Origin of the sequence: Vibrio sp. 10N.247.311.47 (assembly GCF_041467535.1) — a bacterium.
Classification (GTDB): domain Bacteria; phylum Pseudomonadota; class Gammaproteobacteria; order Enterobacterales; family Vibrionaceae; genus Vibrio; species Vibrio crassostreae_C.
This window is the reverse complement of record NZ_JBFSUR010000002.1, coordinates 47,930-70,376: the sequence shown is the minus strand read 5'-3', so window position 1 is coordinate 70,376 and position 22,447 is coordinate 47,930. Positions and strand designations below refer to the sequence as shown.

Annotated in this window: 21 protein-coding genes and 1 pseudogene; 5 read left to right on the top strand and 17 right to left on the bottom strand. The window is 46.5% G+C overall.

All coding sequences use genetic code 11. The features are described from left to right. Nucleotides 1–7 precede the first annotated feature (7 nt). From AB6E51_RS01855 to phhA, 12 genes and pseudogenes are all read right to left on the bottom strand, one after another. Nucleotides 8–784 carry an outer membrane lipoprotein-sorting protein gene (locus tag AB6E51_RS01855; RefSeq protein WP_372057698.1) on the bottom strand — a complete coding sequence of 259 codons (777 nt, stop codon included), beginning with the start codon at nucleotides 782–784 and terminating at the stop codon, nucleotides 8–10. After that, nucleotides 777–2,075: an ABC transporter permease gene (locus tag AB6E51_RS01850; RefSeq protein WP_372057697.1), complete on the bottom strand. Its 1,299-nt coding sequence runs from the start codon at nucleotides 2,073–2,075 to the stop codon at nucleotides 777–779. Before AB6E51_RS01850 ends, AB6E51_RS01855 begins: the two co-directional genes overlap by 8 nt. Beyond that, on the bottom strand, nucleotides 2,063–2,761 hold the full coding sequence (locus AB6E51_RS01845) for an ABC transporter ATP-binding protein (protein ID WP_017067011.1): 699 nt from the start codon (nucleotides 2,759–2,761) through the stop codon (nucleotides 2,063–2,065). The genes AB6E51_RS01850 and AB6E51_RS01845 overlap by 13 nt, the downstream gene beginning before the upstream one ends. 46 nt (nucleotides 2,762–2,807) lie before the next feature. Beyond that, the gene (locus tag AB6E51_RS01840) at nucleotides 2,808–3,488 is read right to left on the bottom strand and encodes a hypothetical protein (RefSeq protein ID WP_017065104.1); all 681 of its coding nucleotides are present in this window, start codon (nucleotides 3,486–3,488) and stop codon (nucleotides 2,808–2,810) included. A 460-nt stretch (nucleotides 3,489–3,948) separates the two neighbouring features. Beyond that, a complete protein-coding gene (locus tag AB6E51_RS01835; RefSeq protein ID WP_017070192.1) occupies nucleotides 3,949–4,824 on the bottom strand; it encodes an NAD(P)-dependent oxidoreductase in 876 nt (291 codons plus the stop codon). Between the two features lie 12 nt (nucleotides 4,825–4,836). Then, nucleotides 4,837–5,001, bottom strand: a pseudogene (locus tag AB6E51_RS01830) (LysR family transcriptional regulator); the annotation flags it as partial. A gap of 187 nt (nucleotides 5,002–5,188) precedes the next feature. Continuing rightward, nucleotides 5,189–5,905, bottom strand: coding sequence for a YebC/PmpR family DNA-binding transcriptional regulator (locus AB6E51_RS01825; protein WP_010432326.1), 717 nt, complete (start codon nucleotides 5,903–5,905; stop codon nucleotides 5,189–5,191). A gap of 96 nt (nucleotides 5,906–6,001) precedes the next feature. Next, entirely contained in the window at nucleotides 6,002–6,211 is a 210-nt protein-coding gene (locus AB6E51_RS01820; protein WP_008216860.1) for a DUF3283 family protein, read from the bottom strand. Between the two features lie 216 nt (nucleotides 6,212–6,427). After that, on the bottom strand, nucleotides 6,428–6,925 hold the full coding sequence (locus AB6E51_RS01815) for a hypothetical protein (protein WP_372057696.1): 498 nt from the start codon (nucleotides 6,923–6,925) through the stop codon (nucleotides 6,428–6,430). 124 nt (nucleotides 6,926–7,049) lie between these two features. Then, nucleotides 7,050–8,150 carry a Fic family protein gene (locus AB6E51_RS01810; protein ID WP_372057695.1) on the bottom strand — a complete coding sequence of 367 codons (1,101 nt, stop codon included), beginning with the start codon at nucleotides 8,148–8,150 and terminating at the stop codon, nucleotides 7,050–7,052. A gap of 141 nt (nucleotides 8,151–8,291) precedes the next feature. Further along, on the bottom strand, nucleotides 8,292–8,630 hold the full coding sequence (locus tag AB6E51_RS01805; protein WP_017065112.1) for a 4a-hydroxytetrahydrobiopterin dehydratase: 339 nt from the start codon (nucleotides 8,628–8,630) through the stop codon (nucleotides 8,292–8,294). Beyond that, nucleotides 8,620–9,414: a phenylalanine 4-monooxygenase gene (gene phhA / locus AB6E51_RS01800; protein WP_017066732.1), complete on the bottom strand. Its 795-nt coding sequence runs from the start codon at nucleotides 9,412–9,414 to the stop codon at nucleotides 8,620–8,622. The genes AB6E51_RS01805 and phhA overlap by 11 nt, the downstream gene beginning before the upstream one ends. 199 nt (nucleotides 9,415–9,613) lie before the next feature. On the opposite strand from phhA, the gene AB6E51_RS01795 reads away from it, so the two are divergent. After that, nucleotides 9,614–11,653 carry an acetoacetate--CoA ligase gene (locus AB6E51_RS01795; protein WP_372057694.1) on the top strand — a complete coding sequence of 680 codons (2,040 nt, stop codon included), beginning with the start codon at nucleotides 9,614–9,616 and terminating at the stop codon, nucleotides 11,651–11,653. A 47-nt stretch (nucleotides 11,654–11,700) separates the two neighbouring features. Here the strand turns inward: AB6E51_RS01795 and AB6E51_RS01790 are convergent, their stop codons facing one another. Then, complete coding sequence (locus AB6E51_RS01790; RefSeq protein ID WP_017065115.1) at nucleotides 11,701–12,555, bottom strand: SIS domain-containing protein; 855 nt, start codon at nucleotides 12,553–12,555, stop codon at nucleotides 11,701–11,703. Between the two features lie 227 nt (nucleotides 12,556–12,782). On the opposite strand from AB6E51_RS01790, the gene murQ reads away from it, so the two are divergent. From murQ to AB6E51_RS01770, 4 genes are read left to right on the top strand one after another with little or no spacing between them, the layout of a single operon-like run. Beyond that, nucleotides 12,783–13,685: an N-acetylmuramic acid 6-phosphate etherase gene (gene murQ / locus AB6E51_RS01785; RefSeq protein ID WP_017065116.1), complete on the top strand. Its 903-nt coding sequence runs from the start codon at nucleotides 12,783–12,785 to the stop codon at nucleotides 13,683–13,685. A gap of 28 nt (nucleotides 13,686–13,713) precedes the next feature. Then, nucleotides 13,714–15,165: a PTS N-acetylmuramic acid transporter subunit IIBC gene (gene murP / locus AB6E51_RS01780; protein ID WP_017065117.1), complete on the top strand. Its 1,452-nt coding sequence runs from the start codon at nucleotides 13,714–13,716 to the stop codon at nucleotides 15,163–15,165. Nucleotides 15,166–15,177: 12 nt separating this feature from the next. Beyond that, nucleotides 15,178–17,073 (top strand): glycoside hydrolase family 3 protein, encoded by a 1,896-nt coding sequence (locus AB6E51_RS01775; RefSeq protein ID WP_372057769.1) that lies wholly within the window; start codon nucleotides 15,178–15,180, stop codon nucleotides 17,071–17,073. Between the two features lie 21 nt (nucleotides 17,074–17,094). Further along, a complete protein-coding gene (locus AB6E51_RS01770; protein WP_017065119.1) occupies nucleotides 17,095–18,087 on the top strand; it encodes an OmpG family monomeric porin in 993 nt (330 codons plus the stop codon). A gap of 253 nt (nucleotides 18,088–18,340) precedes the next feature. Here the strand turns inward: AB6E51_RS01770 and maiA are convergent, their stop codons facing one another. Genes maiA through hppD form a run of 4 tightly spaced genes read right to left on the bottom strand, consistent with a single transcriptional unit; the run spans nucleotide 18,341 to nucleotide 22,373 of the window. Next, the gene (gene maiA, locus AB6E51_RS01765; RefSeq protein ID WP_372057693.1) at nucleotides 18,341–19,030 is read right to left on the bottom strand and encodes a maleylacetoacetate isomerase; all 690 of its coding nucleotides are present in this window, start codon (nucleotides 19,028–19,030) and stop codon (nucleotides 18,341–18,343) included. A 54-nt stretch (nucleotides 19,031–19,084) separates the two neighbouring features. Next, nucleotides 19,085–20,122, bottom strand: coding sequence for a fumarylacetoacetate hydrolase family protein (locus tag AB6E51_RS01760; protein WP_372057691.1), 1,038 nt, complete (start codon nucleotides 20,120–20,122; stop codon nucleotides 19,085–19,087). Between the two features lie 9 nt (nucleotides 20,123–20,131). After that, nucleotides 20,132–21,307 (bottom strand): homogentisate 1,2-dioxygenase, encoded by a 1,176-nt coding sequence (locus AB6E51_RS01755; protein WP_372057690.1) that lies wholly within the window; start codon nucleotides 21,305–21,307, stop codon nucleotides 20,132–20,134. After that, nucleotides 21,300–22,373 carry a 4-hydroxyphenylpyruvate dioxygenase gene (gene hppD, locus AB6E51_RS01750; protein ID WP_372057689.1) on the bottom strand — a complete coding sequence of 358 codons (1,074 nt, stop codon included), beginning with the start codon at nucleotides 22,371–22,373 and terminating at the stop codon, nucleotides 21,300–21,302. Before hppD ends, AB6E51_RS01755 begins: the two co-directional genes overlap by 8 nt. Nucleotides 22,374–22,447 lie beyond the last annotated feature (74 nt).

The window sequence follows — 22,447 nt, the reverse complement described above, 5'->3', positions numbered from 1 at the left end:
CGCTCACCTACAGACCAGACACGCTGTTACGCGATAGGTAAGCAGGGTTGTAATATTTATCCGCCAAGCTTTGTTCACTCACTTCGCGGTACTCAATCACGGTTTTCTTTCTTGGTTGAATCTTATCGAGCAGGGTCATCGACATCACTGTTGGCAGTCCATCACGCACGCCTTCAGCAAACCACGCTTGTTTCGCCAGCTTTCCTGAACGCAGATACAGATCCGCTTTAATTGGAAACGCTCGGTCTGCCGTTAACCACAGATCTATCGATTGATAGCTGGCACCCTTGGTTTTCGCCGCGAGCTTTAGGTGATGGGTATCGAGTGTCTCGCCAGTCGGCATCTCAACCTGTTGCTCGGCAACCCATTCACCTTGGTAATCTTCGCTCCACGTCAGCGTTGAGATGTCCCCTACCGAAGCTTCACCCAAGAGTTTCTGCATTGGTGTGATTCGGATAGGTCGGCGCGATTTCGGCATCAGTAACCAATAGTTGTCCTCTATCATCAGCATCTTTTGACCCGCCTCGACCGCCGACTTGAACACGACCAGCGACTCTCGGTTTGGTCTTGTGTAGACGTTGTATTCGCGGGTTTTGTCTAGTTGCTCGTCTTGATATAGCGCGACCAGAGAAACCACTTTTGATGCCTGTTCGCTGTTCAAACGGTAGCTGTCTGCCTTAGCAATCATCTCGGTAACTTGCTGTGAATCGATAGCCCAGCTTGGTGCCGATGCTAGAGCCAACGCAGAACCTAAAATAGTGAGTGAACGAGTAAATTTATACATAAACCAGCGCCTCCGTGATTGGCTTATTTACGCCTTTGCGAGCAGAGAAATAAGCGGCTAGCAAACAGATCGTCAGTACACCCAAGGTGGCGTAACCAACCAATTCCAATGAGAAGTAAATATTGAGTGGGTAACCCTCGGTTCTGCCGGGAGGTGGTGGCATTTGGATATCAACCACTAGCAATAACACCGACACTAAGCCACTCACTAAAGCGCCAATCGCGCTGCCAATCACAGCCAACAATCCCGCCTCTTTTAAGAAGCCTGCCACGATTTCAGAGGGGTAACTGCCGAGTGCTGACAAGGTGCCAATTTCTCGAGTGCGTTCCGTCACCGACATGGTCATAGTATTAAACAGCGACACGAACACCACTAATGCCATAACTGCGCCCATGATGCCGAAGATCCGGTCGTAAAGATCTTTAACCTTGGTGTAGAAAAACGCGCGATCTTGCCACGGGGTGATCTCGATCTCTGTGCCTTGATCGCTTTGGCTCGCACTATTTCGATCTAAAGCTGTTTGGATACGCTGTTGAACGGTCGAGGTCTTGCTTGTCTCAAATAAGAACACCGACAAGGTACTGACTTTGTCTGAAGCCAAAAGCTCTTGAGCGGTGGTGATATGAACGTAAAGCTGACGCTTATCCAGCTCAGGCACTCCTGTCGAGTAAATACCCTGCACCTTAAAATCAAAAGCGTTCAATGCGCCGTCACTGGTAGTCGCGAGCAGTGTCACCCAATCACCAACCGCAACTTTGAGGTTGCGAGCAAGGTCAGTTCCCAGCATCACTTGTGGCTCTTGGCTGTCGTATCTGGGAGATTTCACATCTGAGAGAGTTTGACCGCTGCGCACGTCAAGGAAAGGTCCTTTCATGTCGAACTCGCGCTCATTAACGCCTGTTCCCATAAAGATGCTCGACTTGCTTCCGTTAGACACCAAACCACTAAAATAGACTCGCGGCTGCACCCCACGCACATTGCTGTCGCCAATAATGCTCTTGGTTAGGGCTTGAACATTGTCTAGACCATTGCTCAGCGGCATGTCTTCATCTTGCTCAAAATATCCCGGCGTACTCAAAGTAAGATGACCAGTATCGCGCGCGGTCGATTCACGCAGAGATTCATAGGTATAAAGCCCATAACCTCCAGCCGAGGTCAGCGCAAATACGGCAATTGCGATGATCAATACCGAAAGCAGACTACGGCGACCGTTTCTCAATAAATTAAGCCACGCCAAACGCACCGAGGTAGGAAGCAAAAAAGTGCTCATTCTTTGTGTTAACTTGCCCATGAGATTGCCTCCATTGCTGTGGCTTGTAGTGCCAGTTGACCATCGATAAGTTCAATGACTCGGTCACAACGCTGCGCCATTCTTGGGTCATGCGTTGCGACAATAAAGGTGGTGCCCATTTCATGGCCGAGCTCTTTCATAATGTCGATCACAAGGTTGGCGGTGTGACTGTCTAAGCTAGCGGTCGGCTCATCGGCAATGACTAAGCTTGGGTTGTGGATTAGCGCTCTGGCTATCGCGACACGTTGCTGCTGGCCGCCTGAAAGATTGTCTGGGCGATGATGTACATATTCGCCTAGCCCAACACGCTCCAACATCTCTTGTGCTCTGGTCTGCTGTTCTTGTTTCGAACACTGGTTCAACATCAATGGGTAGGCCACGTTCTCAAGTGCCGTCATCACTGGAACCAGATTGAAGCGCTGAAATACAAAACCCAACGACTGACGGCGAAAGCGTGCAGCGGCGATTTGCTCTGTCGGATACGGTTGGCCATCAATATTGATCTGTCCTCGATAGCTCATATCCAACAAACCAAGAATATTCAAAAGTGTGCTTTTTCCAGAACCCGACGGGCCACACAACGCCACCATTTCACCGCGCTGGATATGGCCATCGACCCCGTTTAATGCATCAACACGTTGACCGCCTGTGACATATGCTTTGCCGATATCTTTAAATTCAATCATCCCGTTTTCCTCTGATTACTAACCAACTGTTTAGCTTCCATGCCCTTTATTTCGCTTTCGCTATTAGGGCCTTCGCAGTCATCGTTTCGATGTTGTCGGCATCGGCCGTTTCCATTTGCTCTAGCCACGCTTGTGCTTGCGTTAGGTCTTCAGCACGAATCGATGCCTCAATCGCATAACGGTAAATCCACGATGTCACAGCGAAATGCTGTTGCTGGAAAGCATCTTCAGCCAATAGCGAGAGGAACAGGTCATAACCACGATCGAAATGATTAAACATGTCTGGTAGCGAGGTGTAAGTCACCGCGGCCATTGCGCGAGTTAAGTAAGAATCTGGCAGCCCTTGAACACGGGGTTGTTCATGAATTGGTTGGTCTTCGTCTTTCAGCAGCACCAGTGATTTATCAATGGTTGATAAGCCTCTCTCCACATACTTCATCTTGTTCCAAGGTAAGAACGCATCACGCCCCATCAGGGTTTCTGTGCTTCCTAAATAAACTAAAGTCAGTGGCGTAGCGCCGTCTTGTTGCAGCGTGTCATTAAGGCGTTCATAAGCCACCTCAACCAAGTCTTCATTGCCTTGCGCCGCTTGGTTGTAGATATCGAGCACGTCTGAACTCGGGTTCGCTAAAGCTAACGACGGTGCAAACGAAACAAGAGCAATCAGCAATGAACGCTTAAGCACAGAAGTTGTAGAGCCTGAATTAAATGAGTGTGAAGTAGTCATGATTTCTAATCCCTTTCAAATGTTGACGTTGAAAGGTTAACTAGAATTTGTCGTGCAGTTTTACCAATGCGACGAATGGTAATTATAAGGAGTGAATGGTTGAGAGGCGGTGTGAGTGGGGTCTCAACCTTATAGGAACTAGACGAACACTATTCGCATAATTAGCCATAGTTACCTCCCCCTCTAACTCCCCCTCAATCTGGGTTCATCAATATCTCTAGATCTTTAGCAGAGGGGGAGAACTTTCTTTAGCACTGAACATATATCGACACTTTTAACGATCGATGTTCTATTCCTCCCCTCTCCACGATCAGCAAGGGATCTACATATGAATCAAGGGGAGGCTAGGAGGGGATTTATTTTGGATTAACGCACTCGGCAGAGCTCAAACCAAAAAAATAGCCGCTAATCCGCGGCTATTTTTAGTTATCTAAACGAAGTTCCTATTACTTCGATCTTTCTACTTCTTTGTCTCTTCAACCACGGCTTTCATCAATACTGATGTATCCATGCGGCCTTGTCCTTCGGCAGACAGTGCCTTGTAGGCGTTGTTGGTCTTTTCAGTCAGTGGAAGCTGGATGCCTTGGCGCTCAGCTTCATCTAGACAGAAACCTAAGTCTTTGATCATCCAATCAATTGCAAAGCCAAAATCGAACTTGTCTTGTGCCATTGTGGTAGCACGGTTTTCCATCTGCCATGAGCCAGCAGCGCCGTTTTTAAGGCAATCAACCAGAGTTGGGATATCCAAACCTGATTTTTCAGCAAGCACTAAGCCTTCAGATAAGCCATTCAACACTCCTGCAATGCAGATCTGGTTAACCATTTTCGCGCGTTGGCCTTGGCCGACTTTACCCATAAGAACTGACGACTTACCGTAAGCTTCGAACACAGGTTGAAGGTCGTTGAAAAGCGCTTGTTCGCCACCACACATGATGGTTAGCACGCCATTTTCTGCGCCCGCTTGGCCACCAGATACAGGTGCATCCATAAAGCGAATACCGGCTTGCTTCGCTGCCACTTCAAGCTCTTCAGACAGAACTGCAGACGTTGTAGTGTGATCGACAAGAATCGCGTTTGGCTTCATCGCTGCCAATGCGCCTGTTTCGCTGGTTGTCATGCTGCGTACGTCGTCATCGTTGCCCACACAAACCAATACCACGTCAGCTTCCGCTACACATTCAGCCACAGATTCTGCCGCTTTACCTTGGTGTTTATCAGCCCAGTCTAGCGCTTTACTGTGAGTGCGGTTAAATACCGTTACTTCAAAACCGGCTTTGACTAGATGGCCTGCCATTGGGAAACCCATAACGCCTAGCCCGATAAAACTTACTTTCATTTCTTTCTCCTTTTATTTGACCAAACCATCGCTATGAAAAGATCGAACACTCTCAATCAGTGCATCAATAAGCAGGGTCAAAGCCTTTGGCTGATATTTTCTTTCTTTGTACACTAAATACGCTTGGCGATCACCCCGATGATACTCAGGGAGTACTTAAATCAGATTCATGTCGGGATAAGACGAACAATATAATGAAGTTCAGCGATAAATCGCGACCAGAGAACGCTTTGTCAGCCGTACATTATGGAACGATGATCAAGGAAAATCAGGTATAACGTTCATAAAAAAACCGAGCACTAGGCTCGGTTTTTTGTATTCTACATTTACTCACAAGAGCAAAGCTATCAATTATAGATTGATATTACAGCTCAGCGTTGTGGTAAACCTGCTGAACGTCATCACAGTCGTCAAGCATGTCTAAGAACTTCTGGAATTTCTCAGAATCTTCTTCAGCTACTGGCGTAGTTGTTTGAGGAACGAAAGTGATTTCCTCAACGTCTAGCGTTAGCTCTGGGAACGCAGTGTTTAGTGCAGTCTTCGTTTTGAAGAACTCAGTCGTTGGAGCGAATACAGTGATAACACCGTCTTCTAGCTCAACGTCAGTCACGTCTACGTCTTCCATCATAAGCGTTTCTAGGATGATCTCGTCATCTTCGCCTTTGAACTGGAATACAGCTTGGTGAGCGAACATGTGAGACACAGTACCTTCAACACCGATTTTCGCGCCAGTCTTAACGAAACATTGACGAACGTCTTGGAAAGTACGGTTGCCGTTATCAGTTAGACAGTCAACGATTACACTTGTGCCACCTGGGCCAAAACCTTCGTAACGAGCTGGTTGGAAGTCTTCACCGCCGCCGCCATTCGCTTTATCGATCGCTTTTTCGATAACGTGTGCTGGTACTTGGTCTTTCTTCGCTTTAGCAATCAGGTGCTTAAGAGGTAGGTTCATGTCTGGGTCAGAGCTGCCGTTCTTAGCCAGTACGTAAATCTCTTTACCGTATTTAGAATAAACTTTAATTTTTGCGCCTGCAGTTTTCGCCATTGAGGCCTTGCGCACTTCAAAACTTCTTCCCATCGGGATCTTCTCTCTGATTCAATTAACGGTGCAAATTCTAGCAAATTACTGTGTCATTTCAATTCTACAGCACTGCTGGGCAAGGTTTGTCTGCGTTTATGCGACACCCATTACCCGTTTGTATTTTTCTACAGACTGTTCAAACCACACCTTTTCATCTGGGTCACCTAGCTTCATTGCTTCTTCAACAATGGCTTCAGGGCCACATTTCGCTTGCTTCAGTTTCCATACAAGAAACGATGCTTGCTTATCCAGTTCGATTTTATTTTTCTCGCTGGGTGGAAGGAGTGAAAGGTTGATAGACATTGCTAGCCTTCGTCTGTAATACACTTGGCCGAGAAATATATCATAGAGCAGCCTCATAAAACCAATACTATGAGTAACAGAAAGGGTTTATGAGACAAGAAACCAAGCAAGTGCTGATGTAGGTCAAGCTAGTTTGGGAAAGTGCGTTTGGTGAAGAGCAACTAAAAAGTGAAAAGCAGAGTTTTGAAAGTTAGCTTACTAAACAACAAAAAGGCGTTAAGGATCGATCGATAATGATTGATAGAATAAAATTGGACCCTTAGATATCTTCTGATTTAGTTCAATAGCTCTTTTTATATCTAACCGCTTTCCATAAGCTAGCACTTCTCTTGTAGCCTCAACATACCCTTCTAATAACTCTAACGATGCTTCCATTCCGAGAATATGGAGATTCATTCTAGCCTTACGCAAAGTTAGATTACTATTGAATGAATTTAGGTAAGCTGTTTTCAAAGAGCCGTCATCGACTTGATCTCTTAGATAATTCGCTAATGTAGTCGTATAAATCGCCATTAAATGCTCAAATTCTGCTACATCATTTGCAGTTTTCATTAACAGATCATTCCGCAGCTTTTGAGCGTCTTTCTTTTCGTCATTGTCGTTATTCAACTTTGTTAAAAGATAAGTTGATGCTGCACCAACTAAACCACCACATAATGTCCCTAATACAGGAAACCCAGACTTAACTATATCGTTATATAATTGTATTTGCACATTTTAATAGTAGTAGAAAGAAGGAGCGAGATTTAACCTATAAGTTGGCTCGTTTAACAACCTTCTGTGGCTAAAGAACTGCCAACATTCTCAGCACCTTTAAGTATATAAATTGAAGTGAACCCTACTCAGGCAACAGATAGCGCGTGCTTCGACCGCCAGAACCAGATTTAACTAAGCAGCCATTCTCAGTCAAAGCGCTCAAATGACGTGTTGCTGTAGCACTACTCACATTCGCTACTTTTTTATATTGACTAGCATTGATACCTTCTGAAAAATCTCCATCGAGCATCCTATTCAGCACTTTAACTTGCTCTACAGTAAGCTTGGTTTGGTCGATGCTTCGCCAATAGTTGGTCTTATAAACGGTTTGATCGACCTCAGCGAAACCCCCTGTAAACGTCTCGTCTAACGTATCTAAGAACCACATCAACCATTCGCTAATATCGAGTCCCCCTTTCTGGGTTCGCTCCAATATCTCGTAGTAATGCTTGCGGTTAGCGAGAATTCCCACCGACATCGCATAGAAGCGTACCGACTGCTGCTCGGCCTGTGCTAACGCCAAGTCGGTCAACAATCGAGTAATACGACCATTACCATCATCTAACGGGTGTAAGGTGATAAACCAAAGGTGAGTGATTGCGGCTCGCAATAGAGGATCGAGTGTGGCGTCGGTAAGTGAATCATTAAACCATGTGATAAACGCATCTAGCTCAGCATCAAGAATGTCTCGGCTAGGCGCTTCAAAATGTACGGTCGGACGGTCAATTCTTCCCGATACCACTTGCATGGGAGTGTCGCCTCTTAGCTGACCTCCGACTACAGGGTTAAACATGGTGTAACCTTGAGGAAACAGTCTATCGTGCCAATGTAAAATCCGATCAAGCGCTAGTGGCTCTGTTAGGTTCTGCACCGCATCCAACATAATTTCAGCCAGGCCATCGGTTTGTTCTGTCGTAGGAAAAGGTCGCTCTTCACTGACACCGAGTTTGTTGGCTAAAGAAGATCGGACCGAGAAAGCATTAAGCTTTTCTCCCTCAATCGCACTGGAATGGACAATGTTCGCTAATAAAGTGTCGAGCATGGTTTGGGTTTGGTCTGTGGATTGAGAGGTTATCTTGCCCAATAGGATGCCTTGATTAAGACGTACCTCTCTTAACCTCACGCCTATTTTCTGATTATCCCAAACAAAGTTTGGCCAATTATCTTGCTGCCAAATCCACATATTACGCCCCATGAGGTGAAAGTATCACTTATTCAACTCATACTATGAGCCGTTTAAGGCAATTATTCAACTCACATTATGAGCCGAATAATGAGTTAATCGCATCACAGAGGTTGCAAGAGTAACTCCTAACCTACAAAACTATTCACTCACCGCGAACACATCGCAGCGTGAGGCGCAGATGAAGTCATTTTTGTGCAGGCCTTTGATTGAGTGGCTCCACCAAGTGACGGTGACTTTGCCCCACTCCAATAAGATCGAAGGATGGTGGAACTCTTCTTCTGCCAGTTCTGACACTATGTTGCTGAATGCCCATGCTTGCTTGTAGTTCTTAAACTTGAACACCTTCTCAAGCTGCGGGATGCCGTCTCTTTCGATGATCTGCCAGTCTGACAACTCCAACAGTAAAGATTGTTGTTCATCTTCACTTAGGGCAATCGCGTCGATACTGCAGGCTTCGCATTTTTGTTCATTCAACATGTGTTGGTTCCTTGGGTTCAAAAAGTGGTGGTAGTAACCCCGCATCGATGGCGAGATCAGCTTGCTGTAATAGGTTTTCCTGACTGATTTTAAAGAGCTCAGATAGCTCGTCGATCACGTAATATTTCGGCTGCATGATGTCGATACGATAAGGCGTTCTTAAAACCGTTTGCAGATCGAACCGCTCGCGAACGGCCAAATCCCCTCCCAACGCATACATAGTTTCCGCTGGAGACGAAAGAATGCCACCGCCATAGATTTTCAGTTGTTGGCCTTCTTTTACTAAACCGAACTCAACCGTAAACCAATACAAACGGGCAAGATAAGCGCGCTGTTTAGATGTGGCGGCTTGGCCTAGTTTTCCATAATGCTCAGTGAAAGCCGCGAAATCGGCATTAGTGAGCATGGCACAATGGCCGAAAATTTCATGAAAGAAATCAGGTTCTTGTAAGTAATCGAACTCGTCTCGCGTTCTCAGAAATGTCGCAACTGGGAATTTCTTATTGGCGAGCAAATCAAAGAATCGGTCGAAATCGATCAATGCAGGCACAGGCTGAACTTGCCAACCGGTTGTTTCCATTAGCACTTTATTTATCTCTGGCAGCTGGGGAACTCTGTCTAATGGTAGATCCAGCAAGGTCAAACCGTGCAAATAAGCATCGCATGCGCGGTCACTAATGACGTCCAGTTGCCTTTTCACCAAGTCGTGCCAAATGGCATCTTCTTCGAGGCTCCACTCAACCCATCCCTCTTGGCTCACGGGCTTAGAATGATATTGAGTCATTACACACCTCCTTTCGAATGTCTCACTTTAAGCCTATCTCCACTCCTTATAAGCGCCAATTTGCGCGATTTTTCGAAACAAGCGATCGTGTAACATTTTATTTACACAATTCCGCCAGACACTTATTTTGCTGAACTTTTGACTTTGTAAAACCTAAATACCAGACTGAAAACGTTAACTTTTTGTTAAAGGTAAAGGAATGCACGAAAGCAATAAGCCCATTTGGCAGCCAAGCGAGCAGCGTATCGCCAATGCCAACTTAACCCGATTCATCGATAGCCTTGAACAGTCTTGGTTAAACCTAGATAGGGACGTAAAAAACTATGCCGAACTCCACCAATGGTCTGTAGTTCAGCCGGAATCGTTTTGGCAAAACGTGTGGCAGTTTTGTGGAGTAGTCGGCTCACAAGACTCTATTAACAAGGCAGAAAGCGAGACCATCAAAGCTCAAGGTGGGAGCCGCTGGCAGCAGCCTAAATCGAACCGTGATGCGGTTTGGTTTCCCAATGCACAAGTAAACTACGCCGAGAACTTGCTGCGTTTGGCACACACCATGCCTGATGAGCTTGCGATTTGGTTTGAGAATGAACGTGGCGAACAACAGAGTTATACATGGGAAACCCTGTGTGAAGCTGTCTCTAGTGTTCAGCAATGGCTTGTCGATAGCGGAGTGAAACAAGGTGATATAGTTGCTGCGTATACTCCCTATCTGCCACAAACCGTGATAGCCATGCTAGCCGCCACCAGCTTAGGCGCGATTTGGACATCGACCTCGCCTGATTTTGGAGTAGAGAGTGTGATTGAGCGATTCGGACAGGTGAAACCTAAGGTGCTGTTCACCTGTGACGGTTACACCTTCAATGGCAAAACGTTCGATATGGCGGGCAAGAACCGTGAAATCATCGAACACTTAAACGAATTAAAACAGGTGTGTGAGATCGGTTATTTGAAACCGAGTAATGACTTAGAGAAGAGCGATTTAGAGAAGAAAAAAGTTGAACATGATGTGTCGATTCTAAGCTGGCACAGCATCATTAATCACTATCAGACAAAACCTCTTCGATTTACTCGTGTCGGCTTCAATGAACCGTTGTTTGTACTCTACTCTTCCGGCACCACAGGCAAACCCAAATGTATAGTGCATTCTGTCGGTGGCACTACCATCAACCACCTAAAAGAGCATCAGCTTCATTGCGATATTAAACCAAGAGATCGCGTGTTCTACTACACCACTTGTGGTTGGATGATGTGGAACTGGCACGTATCTGCGCTCGCCAGCGGTGCTTGTTTGGTTATCTTTGATGGTAGCCCGGTTTACCCGCAACCTAACGTTCTATGGGATTTAGCGCAGCGTGCTGACGTATCGACATTTGGCACCTCAGCCAAGTACATAGAAGCGATTGAGAAAGCCGAACTCTCACCAATCGACAGCCACTCTCTGCCTCAATTAAGAACACTGTGCTCGACGGGTTCTGTGCTTTACCCAGAGCAGTTCGATTACGTCTACAAGCACATCAAGCAAGACCTGCATTTAGCGTCGATTTCTGGCGGCACGGATATTTGTGGCTGCTTTGTTTTGGGTAACCCAATCTCGCCTGTGTATCGCGGTGAGTGCCAACAGGCCGGGCTCGGCGTCGACATCAAGGTGTTCAATTCGTCTGGTCAAAAGGTCAATCATGAACGTGGCGAATTAGTATGCACCAACTCCCTACCCAACTTCCCCGCTGGCTTTTGGAATGACACCGGAGAGCGCTATCACAGCACCTATTGGGATAGGTTCGATAATGTGTGGCATCACGGTGATGAAGTCGCACAGAGCGTGCATGGTGGCTACCTGTTCTACGGTCGAGGCGACACCACCCTCAACCCCGGTGGGGTAAGAATTGGGACTGCCGAGATCTACCAGCAAGTGAACACCATTGACGGCATCATCGATTCGATAGCAGTCGGTAAAAACATCGACCGCAATGAACAGGTATGGCTGTTTGTTCAGCTGCAGCAAGGTGTGAGTTTAGATGAAAAGTTACTGACAGCCATCAAAAGCAAACTCAAATCCTCTTGTTCGCCAAGACACGTGCCAAGCCAGATATTTGCGATCAGCGACGTGCCAAAAACACGCTCTGGCAAACTGGTGGAGTTGGCTGTGAAACAGGTGATCAATGGCAAAAATGTAGAAAACCTCGGGGCTATCGCTAACGCCGAGGTTTTGGAAGAGATAAAGAGTGTTGTTTCGCTTTAGTGTTCCTATCTCAAAAAATCCAAGCTAGAAGAAAGTAAAGTAACCAGTTATCTATGCGAAACCTGACGAATATCTGAGTTGATGTCATCAATAAGCTGTCTTGCTGATTCATCTCTTTGCTTCACTAATGCAATGAACAGCAAATCAGTAATAATGTTTTGAGCTGTTCGGGATGCTATCGATGAACTTCGGTATTGGCTTTCATCAGCAATCGTATCAAAGGATAAATCCGCGATGCTTCGAAGTTTACTTTTACGAGCGGAGGTAAGAGCGATGACCTTAACACCTTGCTCCTTTGCTGTTTCTGCGGCGATTAACACATCTTTTCTTTCCCCTGAAAACGAAATAACAACTTGGACATCTTGCGGGGTAAGCGTACGGGCTATCGCTATCTGAACGTGACTGTCTTGTTCTGCTAAAGCGGTAATGCCTAATTTCAGCAATTTAAAGCTAAACTCTTTTGCCGTGAGTGCTGAGCCTCCAATACCCACGACTTGCACTCTATTGGCACCATCTAACAGTCGAATAGCTTCCGTGCAGGTATCAAGTGACAGCGCATTGGTTGTCTGGATCATCGCATCGGTTTTTTCTTGCACAAGCTTTTGAGAAATAACGCTGAATGGGTCATCGGCCAGAATATTACTGTGCAGTGGGGTGGTTTGAATGGCGTGCTTTCGACCTATATCCTCCGTCAGCGCTAACTTGAATTCACTGTAGCCTTTAAAACCAATTCGCTGCGTAAATTTCACGATACTTGATTGACTCACGTTGGTCGCTTGCGCCAGTTCTTGGCTTGTCAATGAGGCTGCCTGTTCCACATTTGATGTTATCCAATCCGCAATTTTTCTCGCATTGGCAGAGAGCTGAGTACGACGGCTGACAATTTTATTCACGACTGACACATTTCACCTCGATTATTTTAGAATAAAATATTCCTAATGAAGAATAATGAATATTCAGTTCAAACCGCCACTTAAGTCGGAATGCCTGGGATTTAGTATAAATTTATCACAATTATTCCACCTAAATCACCACTTCAGAATAACTCTAACTGTGATATTTATCACTCAAACGGAATATTTTATTCTTTAGTATCGCCCTCAGTTTGTATTGGGTAAGAGAACAAGTAATGAAGATCGATTTGAACCGTTTGGTTACAGAGAGCCGCAATCCTGCAAGCGCAGACATTGATAAGCTATCAACAATTGACATGCTAGCCGTCATCAACAAAGAAGACCAACGTGTTGCGTTAGCCGTAGAAGAAGTCCTTCCTCACATTGCAAAAGCCGTTGACGCGATCACAAGTGCTTTTGCAAAAGGTGGCCGATTAATCTACATCGGCGCTGGCACTTCTGGGCGCTTAGGCATTTTAGATGCAAGCGAATGCCCACCGACTTATGGCACGAGCCCTGAACAAGTCATTGGCGTTATTGCTGGCGGGCACCAAGCCATCTTAAAAGCTGTAGAGAACGCGGAAGATGATCCTGCGCTCGCACAAGCAGATTTAAAATCGTTGGCGCTAACAGAGTCAGACGTAGTCGTCGGAATAGCGGCGAGCGGTCGAACTCCATATGTGTTGGGTGGCCTCACCTATGCTCGATTCATCGGAGCGACCACTGTGTCAATTTCATGTAACCCCGGATCTCCAATGGCAAATTCCGAAGACATTGCGATTACTCCAGTTGTCGGCCCTGAAGTGGTGACTGGGTCATCAAGAATGAAGGCCGGTACCGCTCAGAAATTGGTTCTCAATATGTTGACCAGCGGCGCCATGATCCGCAGTGGGAAAGTGTTTGGAAATTTGATGGTTGATGTAGAGGCGACCAACGCCAAACTCGTCCAACGTCAAATCAACATTGTTATTGAAGCAACCGGAGTTGACAGCAAACACGCTGAATATGCGCTTAACGCTTGTAATAACAACTGCAAAACCGCAATTCTCATGATTTTGGCTGGCATCAGCGCCGAAGAAGCCTGTGCACGACTCAATAAAAGCGGTGGTTTCATCCGAACTGCACTCGCCGACGAATAATTAAATTCAGTTATAAAAGGTAATTCAAATGGCAAAAATAACGCCTACCATGATTGAAGCTTTACTGTTGGCCGTTGGCGGCAGTGGCAACATTCGTAAATGTGGGAACTGCATGACCCGCTTACGTTTAGCCCTCGTAGACATCAATCAAGCGTCTCTGGATACCATCAAGAAAACCCCAGGCGTTCTGGGTGTGGTAGAGAGTGACGAACAACTTCAGATCATTCTTGGGCCAGGTAAAGCGCAACAAGCTTCTGAGCTGATGAACAGCTTGATGCTTGAGCAGCCTGAAGCGACCGTAAAACAAACTAATGCAGAGGAAGATTTGTCTACGGTTGCGGCTGAACAAAAAAAGCAAATGAAGAGCAAGCAAACCAGTGGAGTACAGCGATTTCTTAGTAAGTTCGCTACCATCTTTACCCCCTTAATCCCTGGCTTTATCGCGGCGGGTCTGTTGCTTGGTTTTGCAACCTTACTTGAGCAGACCTACATTATCGATCAAGAACCAAGCAAGTCGCTGTTAGACCTTGTTGCCTACATGAAAGTATTTGGTACCGGCCTTTTTGCCTTTTTGAGCATTCTGATTGGCTATAACGCCCAGCAAGCCTTTGGCGGCTCTGGCGTTAACGGGGCGATTCTGGCTTCACTGTTCGTCTTGGGATATGACCCAACCGCCACGTCCGGCGTCTACTCAGGGATGAATGAGTTTTTCGGATTCTCTATCGACCCGCGTGGCAACATCATTGGGGTATTACTCGCGGCAATCACCGGTGCTTACGTAGAGAAACTGGTTCGAAAATACATGCCCGATGACCTCGATATGATCCTAACGTCTGTCGTCACGCTTCTCATTATGGGCGCGGTCACCTACTTGTTGATCATGCCGATTGGTGGCGAGTTGTTCAAAGGCATGTCTTGGTTATTCCTTAACTTAAACGACAACCCATTTGGTGCCGCTTTACTGGCTGGCCTATTTCTTATCTCTGTCGTGTTTGGTATTCACCAAGGGTTTGTTCCTGTCTATTTTGCACTTATGGAAGCGCAAGGCTTTAACTCTCTGTTCCCAATCTTGGCGATGGCGGGTGGCGGTCAGGTCGGCGCGTCAATGGCGTTGTACTTCAAAGCCCAAAAAGACTCTCTTCTTCGCACTCAAGTCAAAGGGGCTATTGTGCCTGGTTTGTTGGGTATAGGTGAGCCGCTGATTTACGGCGTCACACTTCCACGAGTAAAACCGTTTGTTACCGCTTGTATTGGCGGTGCAGCAGGCGGGTTCTTTATTGGATTGGTCTCTTACTTAGGGATGCCAGTCGGTTTAAATACAGTGTTTGGCCCATCGGGTATCGTCGCTGTGCCATTAATGACTTCTAACAGCGGTATTTTTGCAGGGATGGCGGTGTTTGTTATTGGTCTTCTTATTTCGTATGTCGTGGGTTTCTTTGCTACGTACATGTTTGGTTCCAAAAACGTTGATTTAACTTAGGTAAAAGCAGTGATGAAATTGAATAAGATCATTTTGAGTACAGCAGTATTGTCTGTTGTGGGTTGTTCGAGTGGCATGAATAAATTCAGTAATCAAGACCTAGAGCAGTACCAGCAACAACCAGAAAAATACGCTGAAAGCGTCGTAAGTACGATGAATAACAGAGAGTTAATCGGTCAAACATTGATGATGGATTTTCGCTCGTGGGGCAAAGACCCATACACCGATGAAGAGATCCCTGTAACTCGAATTAACCATGACATAAGCTCGATGATCACCGACTACCATATCGGCGGTGTAATTCTATTTCGCCAAAATCTAGTGAATTCGAATCAAATCGTCGAGTTCACTGATGCCTTGCAAGAGGCGAGCAGTAACCTACCTCTTCTCATCGCGACTGACCAAGAAGGCGGTTACGTCACTCGATTGCAGAATGGCACAGAGATGCCAGGAAACATGGCGCTAGCTGCCTCTGGTGACGCGAACAATGCTTACGTTGCTGGCAAGATTCACGGCTCAGAGCTGTCCGCTTTAGGCATTAACTACAACTTCGGCCCTGTGGTTGATGTCAATGTGAACCAGAACAACCCGATCATTGGTGTGCGCTCGTACAGCAGCAATGTTGATGTGATCAATGAAATGTCTACCGCCTACATGGATGGTATTCATGAAGCTGGCGTGATCAGTGCACTGAAGCACTTTCCTGGGCATGGCAACGTGAGCGTCGATTCACACTACGATTTACCAGAAGTCAGCTACTCACGAGAAGAGTGGGAAGCGATCGACCTCGCTCCATTTAAGTACGCGATTGAGCACGGTACCGATTCCATAATGTCAGCGCACGTGACGCTACCAAGCGTGGATGACACTATGATCCAAGCGACCTTAAGTGACAAAGAAATGCTAATCCCTGCAACGTTCTCCAAACCTATTTTGACTGGGGTTTTACGTGACAAAATTGGCTTTGATGGGCTAATTGTGACCGATGCGCTCGATATGGGGGCCATCGCTGACAACTTTGGTCGCAACTACGCAGTTCACGCTTCACTTTACGCCGGTGCTGATATTGCTTTGATGCCGCTTCAAATTACCAACCGAGATGAAATCAAACAGTTGGAAAGCCTATTTGTCTACCTAGAAGACAAAATGGAAACCAATCCAGAGTTCCTTGAGCGTATGAAAGAAGCCGCAACTCGCGTTATAAAGAAAAAGCTTCAAATGGGTCTGGTTTACCAAACCACAGACAAACAGTTTGCCATCGACTCAGTAGGCTCTGAAGCGAACAAACTTGAAGAGAAAAAGGTCGCTGATGCATCAATCACGCTTATTGAAAACCAAAATAATGTATTGCCTGTCGATCCAAGTGAAGCCAGCAATATCCTAGTTATTTCTGATGAAGATAGCCGCAATGCACTTGTAACCAAGTACCTGAACGTTGTGAAACAAGAGACAGGTAATCACCCAATGTTCATTAGCGAGCAGAAAGCGGCATTAATGGAAGATAACTTAAATGAAAATGAGCTTCGTAGCACCATTGTAAAATCCGATCTGATTATCATGTCGACATACAACCTAATGGGCCACGCGGCAAATGCTCAGAAAATCGTAGATATCGCGAACGCTGAAGGCAAAAAACTGGTGATGATTTCAACGCGTAATCCTTACGACATTGCCCATGTAGACGGTGTACAAGCGAACATCGCTATTTACGGTATCACAGGGTTCGACGTGACCAACAATGACCGCAATTCACTTGAAGCAAACATTAGCTCTGGTATTCGCACCTTGTTTTTAAACCCTCAAACGGGACTGCCTCTGAACGCACCAACAGGAACTCTTCCAGTAGATATAAAAAATGACAACGGTGACGTTATTTACCCATTCGGCCATTCAGTGAACTACCAATAATTCGTCCTAGGAATAATAAAAATGATAAATAAAAAGTCTGGAGCTACCCTACTAGCACTGCTTCTACCTAGTCTCGCGCTTGCGACTGAAGACAACGCCGTAAAAGTTGAAACGGAAGAGCTAACCCAAAACTTTACCTCTGAGTGGAACGTTGCGTCGAACATTTACATGGAAATGGAAAAGTTTGAAGGGCACAGAGACCCTGATGGCAATGCAGTGATAGACAAACTCACCCCAGTCGCACAGCTATTCATTAATAGCCCTAACTCCAAATGGAGCTATTTTCTTGAACATAAAGTGGCGCGCCGTTCGATCACTGAGGATCTAAATAACACAGATAACTCGTTTCAACGAAACCGTACTCAGATTGGTGCGACTCGTAACTTAGTTCGCAACGATGATGTGGTCTTTAATCTGAACGCTACATACCGAAAAGAATCTAACGACTCTGCACCGGGAACAGATGCTCGTGGCAGCAACAACCTGTACTGGATAATGCCTAGTGGTGAGTTTAAGATCACCGATAAACTCTCATTCTCTTACTGGGATGCGTTTTACTACTATGATCGCTTCGTAGGAGAGAACGATTACGAGTGGGAAGCGGAGCATGGTTTTGCGTATAAACACAGTGATAGTTTCACAGCAAAAGTCTACCTATACACCGATTGGACTTGGGATAACGACCAAAACAAGAACTGGGAACAAAACCAGATTCGTGGGTACTTCCCAACTAAAATTAATGACAAATGGAGCGTGATGCCTTATTTCCGCTACTTCATCAACGAGAAAATCTATGATGCGTCAAACAACTACAACGTCGTCAATGAGACAGACGACGGGCTGCGTTTAGGTTTGAATATCGACTATAAACTGAGCCCTAAATCAACGTTGTGGGTAGGTATGGCTTACGAAGAAACCAAGTGGGATGAGTCTAAGTCTGCGGGCCTAACCAGTGGTTCAGACAACAGCCAGAAATTCTATCTAGCTCAAGCGGGTTGGAAGTATAAGTGGTAACAGCTTGATTATATTTTCGATGTAACAACATACCAACCGGAGGCGCGTTCTCCGGTTGGTATACTAATGATCATGACTTCTCCCGTTTCATTGATACTAATCTGCACCAATAAAACTGCACACTCAATCAAGCGACTTTCCAATACGTGAAGATATTCGTATATTGCTAAATGAGCAATCAGGCTAGAACAGAATAGTCCAAAAACGGTTTTGGTAGCGTAAGGGAAAAGTATTTGCGTTTACATCAGTGAATCTACATGGAATCATTCGCATCCGCTTGATTCTCTGGCATCGCCTCAATAAAAGCAGGTAACTGATTGGACGCTTCGACAATTGAGTTAATCAGCGGATAAGGCGACATATCAACGCCAAAGCGCAGCGCATTATACACCTGTGGCACCAAGCAAATATCGACAATGCATGGTGAATCGGTGAGGCTATAAACTGAATCAGCGTATGTTTGACGATGCTTAGAAAGCTTCTCTTCTAATGCCGAAAAACCTTGGCTCATCCAATAGTGAAGCCAGTCTATTTTCGCCTCTTGCTCACACGACAACTCTCGCTCCAAATACTGCAACACACGCAGGTTATTCAGAGGGTGAATTTCTATCGCAATATCCTGAGCCATTGCCAACGCTTGATAGCGCAATGGTGTTTGCTCTGGAATCAACAAGGAGTCTGGGCTGCTCTCACACAAATAGTTTTCGTCCAAATATTGCAGAATCGTCAGCGACTGATTGAGTTGAACGTCACCATCCACCAGCACTGGCACTAATTCACTGGCATTGAGCTCGCGATATTGTGGATCATGCTGCTCGCCGCCATTACGCACCAAATGCACCGATTTCGACTCATAGCTAAGTTGCTTTAGGTTCAAGCCAATACGCACCCGATAGGCTGCCGAAGAGCGCCAATAACCATAGAGTGTGATCTTCTTGTTCATAAAGAGCCCTCGTTCATAACGTTCCTCTCTGTCGCTTTACTCTTGTCGCTATCCCTAGCGTGGTCGATATTGACTCACTTTCTGGTCAATCGCGCCAAAGATCGAGTCACCAGCCTCATCAAACATCTCTAGGCGAATCGAGTCGCCAAACGACATGAATTGAGTCGAAGGTTTGCCATCGCGAATCGTCTCAATCATGCGCACCTCGGCAATGCATGAATAGCCCACGCCGCCCTCGGCAATTGAGGTGCCGTGGTCAGTGCCTTGCTTATTCGATACCGTGCCTGAACCGATAATAGCCCCCGCCGACAGTGGACGAGTCTTCGCAGCATGGACTACTAGTTCAGCAAAGTTGAAAGTCATATCGACGCCCGCATTCGGGCAACCAAAAGGCTGGTCGTTGTAGGTCGATATCAGCGGTAAATGCACCTTGCTGCCTTTCCACTGTTCACCAAGCTCGTCAGGTGTAACTGCGACCGGAGAGAACGCCGAAGAAGGCTTAGATTGGAAGAAGCCAAAGCCCTTGGCGAGCTCTGCCGGAATTAAGCCGCGCAGCGACACATCATTCACTAACATCAGCAGACGAATCGAATCATGCGCCTGCTTAGCACTAGCGCCCATAGGCACATCACCGGTGACAATCGCAACCTCACCTTCGAAATCGATGCCCCACTCGTCGCTGGCAAATTCGATATTGTCACGAGGGCCGATAAACGCATCTGAGCCTCCTTGATACATTAATGGATCAACCCAGAAGCTTTCTGGCATTTCAGCACCACGCGCCTTACGCACCAGTTCAACATGGTTTACATAAGCACTGCCATCAGCCCATTGATATGCGCGTGGCAGAGGTGATTCACAATACTGAGATGCAAACACTTCACTGCCAGTCACATGCCCGTTGTTTAACGAGGTGTATAACTCTTCTAACTGAGAAGCCACGCTGTCCCAGTTATCCAATGCTACCTGCATGGTTGGCGCTAGATGCATCGCATGGAAAATTTCGGTGGCAGCTACACATTGTTTAAGATCTTTACTTACGACCATCAATAGACCGTCGCGAGTGCCATTTTTCTTGGTTGCTAATTTCATCCTTGTCCCTTACTTCTTATCGTCAGCCATGGTTTGAGAACCTGTCTCTTGCAAACCCGTGTCTTGCCAACTGTAGACATATTCTTTGTTCTCAACGCTATCGAGTTCATCAGAGAACTGCAGTGCATGGCGAGTATCGATCATCACCGCGACTTCATCGGTAAACTTCTTCTTGTGCGCCTGACCCGCTTTGAAAGCCTTTGGATGAGGCCCATGCGTGAAACCCGCAGGGTGGAAAGTCACCATGCCCGCTTCAATATTGTCGCGACTGAAGAAGTCACCAGCGTGATAGAACAGCACTTCGTCGTAGTCGTCATTGTTATGGTAAAACGGCACTTTCAATGCGCCAGGATCGCTCTCAATTGGGCGCGGCACAAAAGTACACACCACAAAGCCTGCGCCAACAAACGTCGTATGCGCAGAAGGCGGCAAATGGTAGCGATGTGACATCAGCGGTCTGATATCGCGCCAATTCACTTTCACCACAGCCAAGTCGCCATGCCAACCAATTGCATCCAATGGATTGAACGGATAGGTGATCACGCTGACTTTGTCGTGACTTTTTACCTGAACCTGAGTCTGGTTTTCTGAATACTGAGCGCGAAATTGATCATTGATTGAAGGGATGTCGAGCACCGCCGGATCAAACACCGCGTGATTACCGACCATGCCTTTCTCTGGCAGGGAGTAAGCCGCGTCTGTGTTCTCAATCATTAAGATGAACATTGGCTCGCTTGGCTCCAAGCGCCAGTTGGTTGAGCGCGGGATCATCACGTAATCCCCTTCACTCACTTCTAAATGACCATAGTCGCAATAGAGATTTGCACTGCCTTGGTGAATAAACAACAGCTCATCACCATCGGAATTACGCACCAAGAAATCCATCTTCTCGTCCATGCGCCACACTCGGATTTTGCAGTCAGCGTTGTGCAAAAGATGAGGCACCGCCCAAGGGGTTATCTGGCTGGCTTTTTCCACCAGCGTAAAATCAAAAGCGCGAGGGCGCAGATCGCCCTCCCACTCCGACCAACCTGTTGGGGCATGTTGGTGATGAAAATGAGCGGCAGGGCCGAAGAATCCACTTCGGCCCGCCTCTCGCTCATAAATTGCCTCTTCGGGGAAGTCGGCATGCGCTTGTTTAGAGCACACCCCCTCCCGATGAGGAAACGAGATCCATTTATGCATCGTCTAATACTCCTCGACGAATCTGGTCCTCTTCAATCGATTCAAACAGCGCCTTGAAGTTGCCTTCGCCAAAGCCTTCGTTGCCTTTACGCTGAATGATTTCAAAGAACACAGGCCCGATTACTGTCTGCGTGAAAATTTGCAGCAAGATGCCGTCTTTGGTCGGCGCGCCATCAATCAGAACGCGTAGGTCGCGCAGCAGATCGGTATCTTCACCGTGGCCTTTCACACGATCATCAACTTTCTCATAGTAGGTATCTGGGGTTGGCATAAAGTCCATGCCGCGATCACGCAGGGTTTTCACCGTTTTGTAGATGTCATCCGTAGCAAGCGCGATGTGTTGGATACCTTCGCCGTTGTATTCACGAATGAACTCTTCAATTTGTGATTTGTCATCTGAAGACTCATTGATTGGAATACGGATCTTGCCACATGGTGAGGTCATGGCACGGCTCACAAGGCCTGTCAGCTTACCTTCAATGTCGAAGTAGCGAATCTCACGAAAGTTACCGATACGCTCATAAAAACTAGACCACAGATCCATATTGCCTTGTTTCACGTTGTGCGTGAGGTGATCGATCTCATAAAGGCCTACGTCGGCTTTCGCCATGCGCTCTTGCGCGTCATCATAGAATCGGAAATCAACGTCGTAGATGCTCTGCTTGCCGTAACGGTCTACGAAATAAAGCAAACTTTCACCAATACCGTAAATAGCAGGAATGCTCAGCTCCATTGGCCCGATTTCTGTCTTGTACTCTTCACCACCACCGCTAGACGCCTGCGTCATTGCCGTGGTTGCATCGTTAACACGAAACGCCATGCCACACACCGATGGGCCGTGAACTTTAGCGAACGCTTCCGCTTGGCTGTGTGGTTGTTCATTGACGATAAAATTGATATCACCTTGTCGATACAGCCAAGCTTCTTTTGAGCGGTGCTTGGCTATCTCAGCAAAACCAAGTGACACAAACAGCGCTTTAAGTTGCTCTATTCCCTTGTGGTCAACGGCCGTGTATTCAACAAACTCGAATCCATCCGTGCCAAGCGGGTTGTATGTATCCACCATGAACTTTCTCCTTGTACCTATTGGTTTTGTATTACGTGTTTTTTGTCCTTAATTAAATTTGGCCCACAAGCGGA

What these genes read in the sequence shown, in the direction of transcription:
- AB6E51_RS01825 (WP_010432326.1), bottom strand. Translation starts at nt 5,905, where the DNA reads ATGGGAAGAAGTTTTGAAGTGCGCAAGGCCTCAATGGCGAAAACTGCA.
- AB6E51_RS01775 (WP_372057769.1), top strand. Translation starts at nt 15,178, where the DNA reads ATGAAATTGAATAAGATCATTTTGAGTACAGCAGTATTGTCTGTTGTG.
- AB6E51_RS01850 (WP_372057697.1), bottom strand. Translation starts at nt 2,075, where the DNA reads ATGGGCAAGTTAACACAAAGAATGAGCACTTTTTTGCTTCCTACCTCG.
- AB6E51_RS01755 (WP_372057690.1), bottom strand. Translation starts at nt 21,307, where the DNA reads ATGCATAAATGGATCTCGTTTCCTCATCGGGAGGGGGTGTGCTCTAAA.
- hppD (WP_372057689.1), bottom strand. Translation starts at nt 22,373, where the DNA reads ATGGTGGATACATACAACCCGCTTGGCACGGATGGATTCGAGTTTGTT.
- AB6E51_RS01820 (WP_008216860.1), bottom strand. Translation starts at nt 6,211, where the DNA reads ATGTCTATCAACCTTTCACTCCTTCCACCCAGCGAGAAAAATAAAATC.
- phhA (WP_017066732.1), bottom strand. Translation starts at nt 9,414, where the DNA reads ATGACTCAATATCATTCTAAGCCCGTGAGCCAAGAGGGATGGGTTGAG.
- murP (WP_017065117.1), top strand. Translation starts at nt 13,714, where the DNA reads ATGGCAAAAATAACGCCTACCATGATTGAAGCTTTACTGTTGGCCGTT.
- AB6E51_RS01760 (WP_372057691.1), bottom strand. Translation starts at nt 20,122, where the DNA reads ATGAAATTAGCAACCAAGAAAAATGGCACTCGCGACGGTCTATTGATG.
- AB6E51_RS01855 (WP_372057698.1), bottom strand. Translation starts at nt 784, where the DNA reads ATGTATAAATTTACTCGTTCACTCACTATTTTAGGTTCTGCGTTGGCT.
- murQ (WP_017065116.1), top strand. Translation starts at nt 12,783, where the DNA reads ATGAAGATCGATTTGAACCGTTTGGTTACAGAGAGCCGCAATCCTGCA.
- AB6E51_RS01810 (WP_372057695.1), bottom strand. Translation starts at nt 8,150, where the DNA reads ATGTGGATTTGGCAGCAAGATAATTGGCCAAACTTTGTTTGGGATAAT.
- AB6E51_RS01840 (WP_017065104.1), bottom strand. Translation starts at nt 3,488, where the DNA reads ATGACTACTTCACACTCATTTAATTCAGGCTCTACAACTTCTGTGCTT.
- maiA (WP_372057693.1), bottom strand. Translation starts at nt 19,030, where the DNA reads ATGAACAAGAAGATCACACTCTATGGTTATTGGCGCTCTTCGGCAGCC.
- AB6E51_RS01805 (WP_017065112.1), bottom strand. Translation starts at nt 8,630, where the DNA reads ATGTTGAATGAACAAAAATGCGAAGCCTGCAGTATCGACGCGATTGCC.
- AB6E51_RS01770 (WP_017065119.1), top strand. Translation starts at nt 17,095, where the DNA reads ATGATAAATAAAAAGTCTGGAGCTACCCTACTAGCACTGCTTCTACCT.
- AB6E51_RS01845 (WP_017067011.1), bottom strand. Translation starts at nt 2,761, where the DNA reads ATGATTGAATTTAAAGATATCGGCAAAGCATATGTCACAGGCGGTCAA.
- AB6E51_RS01795 (WP_372057694.1), top strand. Translation starts at nt 9,614, where the DNA reads ATGCACGAAAGCAATAAGCCCATTTGGCAGCCAAGCGAGCAGCGTATC.
- AB6E51_RS01835 (WP_017070192.1), bottom strand. Translation starts at nt 4,824, where the DNA reads ATGAAAGTAAGTTTTATCGGGCTAGGCGTTATGGGTTTCCCAATGGCA.